This window comes from Pollutimonas nitritireducens, assembly GCF_002849615.1.
Taxonomy (GTDB): Bacteria; Pseudomonadota; Gammaproteobacteria; order Burkholderiales; family Burkholderiaceae_B; genus Pollutimonas; species Pollutimonas nitritireducens.
Genome location: NZ_PDNV01000004.1, coordinates 349,432 through 361,938 on the forward strand (window position 1 = coordinate 349,432; position 12,507 = coordinate 361,938).

Annotated in this window: 12 protein-coding genes; 2 read left to right on the forward strand and 10 right to left on the reverse strand. The window is 57.2% G+C overall.

The window, feature by feature from the left end; translation table 11 throughout:
• Nucleotides 1–8: 8 nt before the first annotated feature.
• The 6 genes from CR155_RS07955 to CR155_RS07980 all read right to left on the reverse strand — a co-directional run bounded on the left by CR155_RS07955 (nt 9) and on the right by CR155_RS07980 (nt 7,044).
• Nucleotides 9–983, reverse strand: a complete 975-nt coding sequence (locus CR155_RS07955) for a tripartite tricarboxylate transporter substrate binding protein (RefSeq protein WP_158238245.1) — start codon at nt 981–983, stop codon at nt 9–11.
• Between the two features lie 83 nt (nt 984–1,066).
• Nucleotides 1,067–2,515, reverse strand: a complete 1,449-nt coding sequence (locus CR155_RS07960; RefSeq protein ID WP_158238246.1) for an MmgE/PrpD family protein — start codon at nt 2,513–2,515, stop codon at nt 1,067–1,069.
• A complete protein-coding gene (locus CR155_RS07965) occupies nt 2,512–3,735 on the reverse strand; it encodes a CaiB/BaiF CoA transferase family protein (protein ID WP_158238247.1) in 1,224 nt (407 codons plus the stop codon). Before CR155_RS07965 ends, CR155_RS07960 begins: the two co-directional genes overlap by 4 nt.
• Nucleotides 3,725–4,600 (reverse strand): alpha/beta fold hydrolase, encoded by an 876-nt coding sequence (locus tag CR155_RS07970; RefSeq protein WP_102069446.1) that lies wholly within the window; start codon nt 4,598–4,600, stop codon nt 3,725–3,727. The genes CR155_RS07965 and CR155_RS07970 overlap by 11 nt, the downstream gene beginning before the upstream one ends.
• Nucleotides 4,597–5,796, reverse strand: coding sequence for an acyl-CoA dehydrogenase family protein (locus CR155_RS07975; protein WP_102069447.1), 1,200 nt, complete (start codon nt 5,794–5,796; stop codon nt 4,597–4,599). Before CR155_RS07975 ends, CR155_RS07970 begins: the two co-directional genes overlap by 4 nt.
• A gap of 33 nt (nt 5,797–5,829) precedes the next feature.
• Nucleotides 5,830–7,044: an acyl-CoA dehydrogenase family protein gene (locus CR155_RS07980; RefSeq protein ID WP_102069448.1), complete on the reverse strand. Its 1,215-nt coding sequence runs from the start codon at nt 7,042–7,044 to the stop codon at nt 5,830–5,832.
• Nucleotides 7,045–7,163: 119 nt separating this feature from the next.
• On the opposite strand from CR155_RS07980, the gene CR155_RS07985 reads away from it, so the two are divergent.
• Both CR155_RS07985 and CR155_RS20755 read left to right on the forward strand, forming a co-directional pair.
• Complete coding sequence (locus CR155_RS07985; protein ID WP_102069449.1) at nt 7,164–7,910, forward strand: GntR family transcriptional regulator; 747 nt, start codon at nt 7,164–7,166, stop codon at nt 7,908–7,910.
• Between the two features lie 50 nt (nt 7,911–7,960).
• Nucleotides 7,961–8,113, forward strand: coding sequence for a hypothetical protein (locus tag CR155_RS20755; RefSeq protein ID WP_158238248.1), 153 nt, complete (start codon nt 7,961–7,963; stop codon nt 8,111–8,113).
• 136 nt (nt 8,114–8,249) lie between these two features.
• Here the strand turns inward: CR155_RS20755 and CR155_RS07990 are convergent, their stop codons facing one another.
• The 4 genes from CR155_RS07990 to CR155_RS08005 form a co-directional block, all read right to left on the reverse strand.
• Nucleotides 8,250–9,905, reverse strand: a complete 1,656-nt coding sequence (locus CR155_RS07990; protein ID WP_102069450.1) for a GMC family oxidoreductase — start codon at nt 9,903–9,905, stop codon at nt 8,250–8,252.
• A 9-nt stretch (nt 9,906–9,914) separates the two neighbouring features.
• Complete coding sequence (locus tag CR155_RS07995) at nt 9,915–10,709, reverse strand: shikimate dehydrogenase family protein (protein WP_233214030.1); 795 nt, start codon at nt 10,707–10,709, stop codon at nt 9,915–9,917.
• A 19-nt stretch (nt 10,710–10,728) separates the two neighbouring features.
• Entirely contained in the window at nt 10,729–11,727 is a 999-nt protein-coding gene (locus CR155_RS08000) for a Bug family tripartite tricarboxylate transporter substrate binding protein (RefSeq protein ID WP_102069452.1), read from the reverse strand.
• A gap of 289 nt (nt 11,728–12,016) precedes the next feature.
• On the reverse strand, nt 12,017–12,507 hold a 491-nt coding region (locus tag CR155_RS08005), incomplete at its 5' end, for an IS110 family RNA-guided transposase (protein ID WP_143705187.1).

The following is a 12,507-nucleotide window of genomic DNA, read 5'->3' on the forward strand; positions in this document are numbered from 1 at the left end:
ACTGCAGGTTATTGGGTTTTGATGCCCGCGCCGACGATTACATCGCTCCATTTCTTCTCTTCGGATGTCATCAGGGCTGCGAAACTTTCCAATGTGCTGGACACTGGCTCGGTACCCAGGGAGGTATAACGTTCCCTCAAGTCGGGATTCGCAAGGACTTTATTGACGGCAGCGTTCAATATGCGCAGGACAGGTTCTGGCGTGCCCTTGGGCGCCACTAGCCCGTACCACACCGTTAGCTCATAGCCATTGGGCCCTAGTTCGGATACGGTGGGTAAGTCGGGCGCCAGCGTCGATCGCTTTGAACTGGTTGCGGCCAGCGCGCGCAGATTGTTGCCACTCTTGATGTGCTGGGTTGCCGATCCGATCGTGTCCATCATCATCGATACCCGTCCTCCAATCACGTCGACCATCGCCGCGGAACTTCCCTTATACGGCACGTGCATAATGTCCACCCCGGCCATCGAATTGAACAACTCCATGCCAACATGATTCACTGAAGCGAAGCCAGCGGATCCATATGACAAGCCTCCGGGCTTGGCTTTGGCCAACGCAATCATCTCGCCCAGTGAGACGGCCGGAACGTTCTTGTTCATGACCAAGATGAACGGCGTGGTACCGATCAGGGCGACCGGTGCAAAGTCCTTGATCGGTTCGTATGACAAGTCCTTGTAAAGTGCCGGGGTCATTGCGGTGGCAGTGCTGGCCACATACAGCGTGTAGCCATCGGCAGGCGCCTTTGCAACCAGCGCGCCGCCCAGCGTTCCGCCCGCTCCCGGCTTATTCTCGATTGCGACCGGTTGCTTCAGTTCTATGGACAGGTGCTGCGCCACGATCCGGGACAGCGTATCGGTACCCCCACCGGGGGAAAACGGAACGACAATTCGAATGGGTTGACTCGGAAAATTCTGGCTGTGTGCCGTATTCGCACACAGTGCTGCCGCGGTGGTCACGATTGCGCAAATTGCTTTATTTGTTCTCAAGTTTGTCTCCTTAGTGGGATTTATTCTTATCCGTCTAGTCGACGCGGCGCTGAACTGACTACCCCTGCAGCGCTTGCCCCGTCCTAAATATGAATAGCCAAGGCCGCGTCGTACGCATTCCACATCGTGCGCGAATCCGGCACCGTTGCAAGGCCCAGCACCGTTGAGATAAGCGTTTCCTGTTGGGCGTGCTTCAGGGACTCTTCGGTTAAAGCGCGGAATTTCCGCACAACTTTTTCTTCAGTCATCACAGCAAATTGCATCGTGCCGGCGGAATCTGCGTTGCGCACATAATCCGTCTGGTTCTCCATGACCGTTCCATCGCGTAAAACGATCTTGACGGAGGAGTCGATTCCGTATGGATTATGGCGATCCAGCTCTTCGTCCACCACATGACGAATACGCCCCGCCAGCGCTTTCACGTCGGCTCGGCCATAGCCGTTCAGCCAGTACTTCAGTATGCCGGGATCTTCATATACGGGTCGTATGTCGTGGATCAGCGCCATGGCCGCGCCATACTCTGTATTGAAGTGGATTTGAGCATCGGTCTCGGGAAATTCGTGGCCTTGCGCTTTCACAAAGAATGCCGGCGTCCCCACCACCACTTCTTCAATGTCGGCGATAGAAAATTGCTGGGTTTTTTTAATCTCGCTGATCGCGTCGATGACGCCAATGACTTCAGCGCCCACCGGGTAATACTTCATTGCGGTACGCCGGAAGCCGACAAATTCCTCGCCCAAGCCATGCTGGATTGCATCAAGATTGAAGCCGCTGGCGCTAGCGGTCATCGTCCGGCAGTAGCCCCAGTCCGGATGTTCGAAGGTATCCAGGCGCGAACGTAGTCCTTGTTGCGCCATGAGCGCAGCCAGGACGCCAGTTTCGGCTCCGCGGCCGCAATGGACTCGCTTAATATCCGAACCCAGGCGCGCCAGCATCAAGCCTCCTCCCGCAAGGTCGGCAGCGATGACCATCGCTTGTGCACTACCATCCCGGTCCAATCCCATAAGCATTGCCGCTGACGCCGCGGCCCCAACCGCCCCATGAAAGGGCGGTGTATGCCAGCCTATGTCCAGTTCGGGCGATGGTCCGACGCATTCGGAAAGGCGAACGGTAACTTCGTAGCCGACGACCATCGCGGCCACAAAGTCCATCCCGGAAATTCGGCGCTCGGTCATGTCCAAGCCAGCCAGGCATGCAGGCACAATGCATGCGCCGGGATGAACATAAACGCCCAGATCGTTCAGTTCAAACGATTGGGCCAACGTACCGTGAGCCAGCGCAGCCGCCGTTGGACTCGTTCTGCTCTCGCTTCCTATCAGTCGACAATTTCCTTTGCCCATGGACGACACAAGCTCGGCAACGCAATGCGCCGGCTTGACCCGGCGGCCAAAGGTTATGCATCCGAAATTGTCGAGTAGACGCTGCAGCGCATGGGTTCGAACGTCCTTCGGTATCCGGCTGGGATCGCTTCTTACAGAACATGCGAAATCCGCCAATTTGTTCGCTATCCCGCCGTGGTCAGTTTGGGTCACGATGCCTCCTCATGGGCCGGTATAGCCACAGCTCCCCGGTCGCATAGCTTTCTTATGTCGTTGTCTGAATATCCGAGGCTCGATAAGACTGCCGTCGTATCGGCACCGAGTACGGGAGCTGGGTTACGTATCGTCATCTCGAATCCACTAGCACGGAATGGCAATTTGGGCAGATGTGCTGTTCTTCCGTTTGGTAATGGCGTCTCGCAAAGCTGGCCGGACGCCGTCAGATGTTCCTCGCTGCCCAACTGATCAGGACGACGGATAGGCGCGAACGGCAATTTGGCTGCCTTCAATTTTGCAATCGCTTCGTCCTGCGTATACTTGATCAGCAGCGCACCTATTGCCTCATTGACTTCGGCGCGATGTGCAAGGCGGCCAGCCGACTCCGTGAAGCGCGCGTCGGCACAAAGATCATCTGGACTGAATTCAGCGCAAAAGCGGGCCCAGTGTGCGTCTGACATAATTCCAACAAAGACGCGATTGCCGTCGCTGGTGGGGAACAACTGATAGACGCTGAAGCCCATTCGAGTCCCCTGTTGCATGGTTGCAAGGGGCACGGAATGCTCGTCGTTGTATTGGGCTGTTGCCATCCATTGGCCTACCAGGTATACCGACGTCTCGTACAGGCCGGCAACAATGCGTTGTCCGCGTCCGTCCCCGGCGTCGCGCTGGCGTAACGCCGCCAATACGGCCACGATTCCGTACGTTGCAGCACCAATGTCTATAACGGACGCACCCGCGCGCATCGGGCGTTCTTCTGTGCCCGTCATGAACGCCAAGCCGCCCGCCATCTGGGCCAGTTCATCAAGCATCGGCTGTTCTTCCGAGGGCCCTGGCAAAAAGCCTTTGATGGACAGCCAGATTACTCCAGGATTAATTTCCGAGACCACGTCGTAACCTATACCGAGCCGGTCGACGGCTCCATAGCCGAAGTTGTCCACAATAACGTCGGCAGTTTTGGCCATCTGTAGAAAGATGGCTGCGCCTTCGCCTTTCAGGTTCAACGCGACACTACGCTTGTTGCGATTAAGCAGATGGAACATGGCGGCCATCGAACCCGGCATCTGGCGAACTTGATCGCCACCATTCACGGACTCGATTTTTGTAACTTCCGCGCCCATATCGGCAAGTATCTGGCCGGCCGCAGGACCTGCCACGATATGTCCTAGTTCGAGTACTTTAAGGCCGTCAAGAGGCAAGGCTGAACTACTCAGCATTGGTGACCCTCCCTTGTTCTTGGGCCACAGGTTCGTTGAGGAATCGAACCAGAAGATCATTGACCTCTTCAGCGCATTCATACTGAACCCAGTGTCCTGCATCGTCGAGAATCACTCTTTCGCGCAGTCCCAGTGTGTCAGTGACGCGCATCAGGCTGTCAAGCTGATCCCGATATAAAGCATCTTGCCGTGCCCAGACACCGTAGACCGGGCATGGCCACTGTGCGGATAAGCCAAGCATAATGTCAGTAAGGACCAGTGTCCGCCCCTTGGCCCGATCCCGGGGCGCGCTGCGCTCTTGAACGGCAATGGCCAGATCGTCGACCCGGGCCTTGTCAAACAGCATGAGCGCATTCAGGTTTGAGCGGAACACTTCCTCGCGCTCGTCGGCGTTTTGAGCGCCGCGCATGGACTTCAACTGTGGAGGCTGGGTGACAAGGCCCAGCCCTGCGACGCTAATGAGTACCAGGCGCTCGAGTCCGGCCGGCCGTTCGGCAGCTATTAGAGCCGAAACCAGCCCCCCGAAAGAGAATCCAACAAGATCGAATCGCTGTTGACCGAGAATCTGTTTAATACCATCCAGAACATAAGGCGCAAGCGTATCGGCATCGAGCCTTCCATCTGGCGCATCAGAATCCCCAAAGCCCGGGAGGTCTGGTGCCCATACCGTGCGGGTGCGTGCCAGCGCTTCGATGTTGCGTATCCAGTGCATCCAGCTACCCGCACCGCCATGAAGCAGGACAAGAGCAGGGCCAGCGCCCCAACGCCGCCAGATCATCTTGGCCCCCGGCCCGCCCGCAGTTTGCACTTTGCTCGATGCCGCGTCGAGCCGCTCGATGTCTGAAACAATAAAGTCGGTACTCAAGCCAGTTCCTCCTGCAGCAGTCTGGATTCGCCCTTGGTCGAACAAGCCAGCGGCTTGTCCAGACGCACATCGCCCTCTGAGTCGAGCAGCATGGCGGCTACGCGCGCACGGTGCTCATACGTCGTGCCACAACGCAGTCCCCACGAGGCGACGCGCCGATACCAGAGATTGATGTCGCATTCCGTTATAAAACCAAGGCCCCCGTGCATCTGCTGGGCAGAACGGCAAACCATCAAGCATTTTTCGTTGGCGAAAGCTTTTGCTTGCGACACTTCGGCTGGGGCGGACAGCCCTTGACTCAGGCGCCAAATGGCTTCACGTGCCAGCAACTGAGACCCATCCACCGCGTTGAGCATGTCGGCGGCCATATGTTGGATTGCCTGGAACGCTCCAATAGGCTGTCCGAAGGCGTCGCGGTTGTTGACATAAGCAACGGCAAGCTCCATGGCCTGCCGTGCAGCACCTTGCATTTGCGATACCAGAAAGACGGCTGCGTAATCCATCAGGTCGCTCACCACGGCTGCGCTCTGCCCGTCTAAGCCAACGACGTTCGTGACCGGCACGCTTACATCCCGGAATGTCACCACGGATTCGCTGTCTTTGGCGGTGGGGTGCAGATGCTCGACATGGATGCCCTGCGCGGACGTGTCCACCAGGATGGCTGAAAGCCGGTTATCTTCGTCCTTGCATCGATAGGCCACGAGGCACTTCGCGGATGTGCTGAAATGATCCACAAAATACTTGGAACCCGTAAGCACGATATTGTCGCCATCCCGCCGGCCCTCAAGCTGGATGGCATCCGCATTCCAAACACCCGATTTTTCCGTTACCGCGAAGCTCATGATGAGTCGGCCGCTGCCGATCTCTGCAAGCAGGCCTTGCTGCCCGGGGGTTCCATGTTTAGCTAAAACCATGGCAGTCACCATGGTGGAATGTACCGGTATCGGTGCGATATAGCGCCCGACTTCTTCAAGGAGCAAGCCAAGATAGCTTATCGGTAAAGCTTGGCCTCCTTGCTCTTCAGGCAAACAAAGTGTCAGCCAGCCCAGTGAAGCAAATTTGTCCCATAGCTCTTGCGAGAATCCGGTGTAGCCCTGCTCCGATTCTCTGGCCAAAGCGGCGGTACATTCTTTTTTCAAGAATTGCCCAGCCGCTTCCTGGATCGATATTTCCTGTTCGTCCGGTAAGACGTTCATCGGTTTTCTCCGTATGTTCTTTGAAAGTGCAGCTCAAGACTTTTGTCGCGGCATACCGAGGCCTTTGCGCGCAACCTGATCGCGCATGACTTGAACGCTGCCATGGTTCACGGTCGACTGGAATGCGCCCAAAAGGTTATGCGCGAATACGCCCTCTTTGATGGCCAGCGATGAGCCGTTCAGCAACTGGGCATAAGGCCCCAGTATCTGGCTGATGGCCTCGGTAGCCCGCACGCCATGTTCTGGCGCGAATACCTTTTCCGCCGAGCCCTCGTAGGTGAAGTTTCCGCCGTTCTCTTCGATGGACAGACTACGCATCGTCATGAGCCGGCAAACCTGTCCTTCGATCCAAAGTTCAGCCACTTTGTCGCGAACACTGGGATCATTGCGCTTCTCTTCCGAAAGCTCGCCGCCATTCTTGAGAAAATTGACGATATCCTCGTCCCGCATCACCGAAATCAGATAGCGCCGCGCCCCAACACGATCGAGGTTGAGGCCGCGCTGAGCGACGCGCCATCCGTCGCCCTCGGCACCAAGCAAACATGAGGCTGGCACTACCACGTTATCAAAGAACACCTCGTTCGTTCGTGGTTCCGCATAGGTCGTTGTCGCCGGAGCCCGCGGATCGTGCTGAATCGTCCATAATGGTCGAACTGTGATTCCTGGCGTGTTCATTGGAACCAACAGCACTGAAAGTCCCGCATGACGATGCGACCCGGGATCCGTCCGCACCATCAGAAATATGTGGGACGAGTTCTGGGCATTCGTCGTGTAGATCTTTTGTCCGTTTATGACATAGGTATCGTCAACGCGCGTGGCTCGGCACCGTATGCCGGCCAGATCAGTGCCACATTGAGGCTCGCTATATCCCTGACAGAAGATGATGTCGAGGCTGATTGACCCCGGGATAAATTCCTGCTTTTGCGCCTCAGTGCCCGAAGCCAGAATGGCTGGCGCGCCCGTGCCTCCGCCGCCCACCCCCAACCCCGCAGCCCGGTGGAACTCCTCCTCGACGATGAACTGCGCTATGCGACTGCGCCCTTGCCCGCCATACTGCGTTGGCCAGCTCACGGCTGACCAGCCCCGCTCGCGGATCATTTCCAGGAACTTCCGCGCTCGAGACGTATAGCCTTCTCCAACGACTGTTTCCTGGAGATCGCGCCTTACTTCTTCGGTGAGGTGCTCCTTGATAAACGCCTGGATAGACGCCCGAAGCTCGTTATCTTCGGCAGAAAACGCAAAATCCATGGATACGACACTCCTCGTTCACTGACATAAAACCAGAAAAGATCAACTTGCATGTCGATTGAATTGTCCGATAAAATTATCGATAATGCAATCGATTTTATTTGCTATATTCCTGGACCATGTCGCCCTACAATACGCGGTTATTCAAAAATTCCGTTGAAATGGGACACAAAGACGACCCCCACCCCACTGACGAGCGGCCGACCTGGAAGCTCATCGCCCAAGCACTCGAACTGGATATCATTGTTGGCCGGTTGCATTTTCGCGAACATCTGATCGAAGATGAGGTGATGAAGCGTTTCAACGCTTCACGTTATGCTGTCCGACGTGCGTTCGATGAGATGCAGCAGCAGGGACTAGTAGTACGCAGTGAGAATCGCGGCGTGCGCATACGCGGTTTCACGGCCAAGGAAGTATCTGACATTATTGGTGTACGGGAAATTCTCGAGACCGCCGCGGCAAGACAGATTCAAATGCCAGTCTCAAGCCTGATCATCGAGAAGCTTTGCTCAATCCAGAAACAGCACGACGAAGCAGGAAAAAAAGGCGACTATTATCGACTTTTCACCTTGAATAATGAATTTCACCGGACACTCTACAGCGCTTGCGGCAACGAAGAACTGGCGAAGGCTATAGCGAATTATTCCATGCAGGTTCAGCCAATACGCATGCGCTTTGTCCACGACGAAGTAAGGCGGCAGCAAACTGCGGAGGAACATTGGGCGATGATCAAAGCGGTACAGAACCAAGACAACGAGGCTCTGGTACAAATTTGTGAGAAACATTTGTCGGTGACGAAGGTGCTGTTCCTTCGTCAGCCAAACGGTGCCTTATCAATCACCGGCGATGCAATGAAGGAAAGGTAACTGTTTCTCTTGACAGTAACTCCACGCTCTTACCGGCCATGAGCTTGTAAATGTTAGCGGTCGATAATCGGGACCTACCGTCCAGCAAACTGGCCAACATGAGCGTAGGCGCCCAGATCCAATGGCGCGAGCCGCTGCGCGCCAGACACGGGGGTTGGCACGATACGGCCACGCTGCCTGGCCTGCTGGCCCTTGCGGTATGAGAGCTGCACGCTTACGGCCGCGCTAGATGTCCAGTAGATAACGTTAGCATCTTAGGATTTCCTTCAACTGCATTATCCAGTCAGGGTAGTTTGGTTCTCGATGGAGATCTGCAACCTTTTCCCTATTGACACATCCCTACTTGGCAGCACCCAGCACCAGATCCGCACCCTTCTCGGCCACCATCATGACGGCAGCCTGCGTATTGCCAGACACCATGGTCGGCATGACCGACGCGTCGATCACACGCAGTCCGCTCAACCCGCGCACCCGAAGTGACGGATCCACCACGGCATTGTCGTCTTCCCCCATGCGACAGGTCCCGATCGGGTGATAGATTGTCTGCCCGGTACGACGTGCGAAGTCCAACCATTCGTCGTAGGCTTGCACGTCGCGCCCCGGATTCAACTCGTGTGCAACATACTCTTGCATCGCTGCCTGGTCAACAATTCGCCTCGCTACCTGCATGCCACCAATAAGGCTGTCCCTATCCTCTTGCTCGTGAAGGAAATTCGGCCGGATGCATGGTGGAATTTGAGGATCCGCACTGCGAACGTGTATGGTGCCTTGCGACTTTGGCCGAAGCTGCGCCACGCCGATCGTCATGCCGGGTTCGCGGTCAAGGCGGCGATCGGCCGCATTGGCGTAACTGGCATGCACAAAGAAGTACTGTACGTCCGCAATGGGAAGCTCCGGGCGGCTTTTGATGAAGCCAAAAACCAAACCAGTCCCTAGCGAAAGTATTCCCCTGCGCTTCAGATAATACTGCGCAACCTCCCGGGCAAGCCCTGGGCCTCGGCTCATCTCGTTCAGCGTGCGGGTATTCTTGACTCGCCAGCTCAGTCTGGTACAAAAGTGATCGATGTAATTTTCGCCCACGCCGGGCAGCGCATGCTTCACGTCAATGCCAGCTGCCTGCAGGACAGCAGGCCGTCCAATACCCGAGAGTTCGAGAATTTGCGGCGTCTGAATGGCGCCGGCCGCCATGATCACTTCCACGCGGGCCCTGACCGTGATATCTCGACCTCCTTGGCGGTAAGTCACTCCTGTACAGCGCTTCCCTTCCAGGTCCACCTTCAGGACATGTGCTTGAGTTCGGACGGTGAGGTTTGAACGTTTCCGGGCCGGTGCCAGATAACCGTCGGCCACGCTCCAGCGCCGCCCTTCTTTCTGCAGTACCTGGTAGTAGCCGAAACCTTCCTGAGCGCCGGCGTTGTAGTCGGTGTTGCGCGGCTGTCCATCCTGTTCTGCCGCCTTAAGGAAACGCTCTGCAATGGGGAAGCGTTCGCGAACCTCGCATATATGCATGGGTCCATGCTTGCCCCGACGTTCGCTGTATTCGCCGCCCGTCGGTGTCGGACCAGCATGGTGATTCTTGGCATTGGCATCCGTACCGTGCCAATTCTCCAGTCGGCGAAAATAGGGTTCGACCTCTGCGAACGACCAGCCGCTCGCACCCTTTGCAGCCCATGCATCGTAATCCTCGGCAATTCCGCGCACATAAATCATGCCGTTGATCAAGGTGGAGCCACCTAACCCCTTCCCGCGGGGCACCGGAATCGAACGGCCCAGTACGTTGTCTTCCGGCTCGGTATGGAAGCCCCAGTTGAACTTCCGGTTGGTCATTAGCTTGCTGAAGCCTGCCGGGATGGGAATCCAGAAATGCCGCGGCTCACCCCCCGCTTCCAACAGCAATACGGAATGCCGGCCGGACGCGGTCAATCGATTTGCCAAAATGCAGCCGGCCGCGCCGCCGCCGACGATGATGTAGTCAAATTCCTGGTCGAGCGCCATTTCAGTTCCTTACGACACTCGTGTCATGAATTCGCCCATCAACCTGGCTTGGTGGTCCAGCATGTGACGCCCCGCCTGAACGACGCAACCGCGCAGCGTCGCCTGCCGCAGCATCGCGGTCATCTCAGGCTTCATGATGATTTCAGCCACAATCTGTTCCGGCTGAAGAAGTTCTGTGTCGAAAGGCATGGCGTCGCCAGTCTTCATTCCCAGAGAGGTCGAGTTCACAATCAGATCGTGGCTCGTGGGGTCCGCGTCTCCCGCTTCCACCTGTATCGCGGGGTAAAACCGGGAGACGCGGCTTGCAAGTTCCTCGGCCCGGGCCCGTGTTCGGTTCGCGATCGTAAGGCGGCCCACCCCGACTTCTGCCAGGGCGAAGGCAATGGCGGCCGCCGCTCCGCCCGCGCCCACCAGCAAGGCCCGTCGACCCGCCGGATCCAGCCCTTCCGCCTTAAGCCCCGCAACAAACCCTCGGCCGTCGAACATGTCCCCTACCAGGCGGCCGTCAGGCTCGCGGCGGACTGTATTGACTGCCCCGATCTCGCGGGCGGCAGCACTGACTTCATCACAGAGATCTACTGCCGCCGTCTTGTGTGGAACCGTCACTATAAATCCGCCCAGGTTCTTCAGCGCCCGAAAGACATCAAAGGCCACGGCCAGTTGGGCCGCGCCTATGTGCAGCGGCACGAGCACAGCATCCAGACCCTGCTTGTCGAAGTATGCATTAAGCACTTCCGGAGTGCGTACCTGGGCGATGGGATCAGCCACGATGCCGAAAAGTCTTGTGCTGCCGGTAATCATCATCTATTGCCTGAAAGAAAGATCAATTGCCTGATTGCGGCTTGACGCCGGCCTCTTGAAGAAGCTTGCGCCAGCTCTCGACCTCTGACGAAAGCAGCTTTGCCGCGCCATCGAGCGAACGTTGCTCCGCAGCCGGGACAGAAACGCCCATTGCCGCATAGCGCGCCTTGACCTCTGGCCGCTGCAGCGTTCGATTGATGGCGTCATTGAGGGTTTTAAGAACAGGTTCAGGCACTCCTTTCGGAGCAAGCATCATGTTCCAGATGTCGTACTTCAAATGAGGAAACTTGGTTTCGCCTGCCGCCGGCACATCGGGCAGAACGGGAACACGTTCCTCGCGCAATACGAGCAAGGCCTTGGCCTTGCCCGACGCGGTCGTGCTGACTGCGGTGCTGCTGCTTTCGATGGTGTAGTCAATATGGCCGGCCATTACGTCGCTGGTTGCCTGGGCAGCACCCCGGTAATGAACGGGTTCAATGTTCGCACCGATCGCCGCGTTGAGGACCACTCCGCCCAGGAAGGATCCCGATCCCACGCCAGCTGTCCCGACATGCATATCCTTGCCGTTTTTCAGTGCATGTTGCACGAACTGATCAAAATTATCTGCGGGAAACGTGCTTCGGACCGTGAGCACCTGCGGAGCATCACCGACCGAAGCGATCGCGGTGAAATCTTTGAGGACGTTGTAGGGAAGGTTGGTGTAGAGCGAGGCGTTGGCGGCTAGGGTTCCAATATTGCCGAGCAACATCGTATAGCCGTTTGCCTCCGAGCGTGCCACCTTTGCCTGGCCGATGGATCCTCCTGCGCCTGGGACGTTTGCCACCACGACCGGCTGACCCAGTTCCTGCGACAGGCCCTCGGCAATTGTGCGTGTAAGAACGTCGGTCGCGCCACCTGCTGTAAAAGGCACGATTATCGTCAGCGGATGCGAGGGAAATGCTTCCGCTGATGCAGCGACCGGTATGATCGCCGCGATGCCCAGTACGGCGTTCAGCGCCGCTATGGTGAATTTTCTTTTCATGTTGTCTTATATGGACGCCTCCTTTGTGGCAATCGAATTTTTGAAATGTGTGGCTAGGCGAGAACGGTTGCAGTCTTATATCCGGCCTGTTTACGCAGTAACGGATAGACCGACTGCTGGCCCTGATGGGTATTTGCAGGGTCGGAGCTCATCTCCTGGGCGAGCTGGGCTTGCACCTGGCTCGAGACAACATTCAGCTTGACCGACCCGCGGACCGACCGCGTTTGCCATCATTTCATTGATTCGAGTTACGCACTCTTTGCGGCATCCTCTCCTTTAAGTGGGATAGTTATATTTTGGGTGAACCCGCATTCGTGAACCCACCCGCCTGATACTCACGCCCATGGGCCACCAGCGCCCAGGCCATGCGTGCCATCTTGTTGGCCAGCGCCGCCACCACAACGTTGAACGGTCGGCGCGCCAGCATCTGTTGCAACCACGCGCTTTTAGTCTTCGCGTGGAAGATCACCGCGCGCGCCCCGTGCATGAGCAGCGTTCGCAGATACGGGTCGCCGCGCTTGCTCAAGTGCCCCACCGCGACCTTGCCACCGGTGCCCCGGTGGCAAGGCACAAGACCCAGGCACGCGGCAAACTCCCGGGCATTGCGATAGCCACGGGCATCTTCGCCCAGCACTGCTGCCAGGGCCGTGGCTCCAAGCAGCCCGACGCCGGGAATCTGGCGCACGCGGCGCGCGCTATCGAGCTGGCGCTCCAGCCCTTGCAATTCGTCTTCGATCGCATCGATGCGCTCCTCGATCTGGTGCAGCATCCGCAACTGCC

What these genes read in the sequence shown, in the direction of transcription:
- CR155_RS07965 (WP_158238247.1), bottom strand. Translation starts at nt 3,735, where the DNA reads ATGCTGAGTAGTTCAGCCTTGCCTCTTGACGGCCTTAAAGTACTCGAA.
- CR155_RS07975 (WP_102069447.1), bottom strand. Translation starts at nt 5,796, where the DNA reads ATGAACGTCTTACCGGACGAACAGGAAATATCGATCCAGGAAGCGGCT.
- CR155_RS07980 (WP_102069448.1), bottom strand. Translation starts at nt 7,044, where the DNA reads ATGGATTTTGCGTTTTCTGCCGAAGATAACGAGCTTCGGGCGTCTATC.
- CR155_RS07985 (WP_102069449.1), top strand. Translation starts at nt 7,164, where the DNA reads ATGTCGCCCTACAATACGCGGTTATTCAAAAATTCCGTTGAAATGGGA.
- CR155_RS20755 (WP_158238248.1), top strand. Translation starts at nt 7,961, where the DNA reads ATGTTAGCGGTCGATAATCGGGACCTACCGTCCAGCAAACTGGCCAAC.
- CR155_RS07990 (WP_102069450.1), bottom strand. Translation starts at nt 9,905, where the DNA reads ATGGCGCTCGACCAGGAATTTGACTACATCATCGTCGGCGGCGGCGCG.
- CR155_RS07995 (WP_233214030.1), bottom strand. Translation starts at nt 10,709, where the DNA reads ATGATGATTACCGGCAGCACAAGACTTTTCGGCATCGTGGCTGATCCC.
- CR155_RS08000 (WP_102069452.1), bottom strand. Translation starts at nt 11,727, where the DNA reads ATGAAAAGAAAATTCACCATAGCGGCGCTGAACGCCGTACTGGGCATC.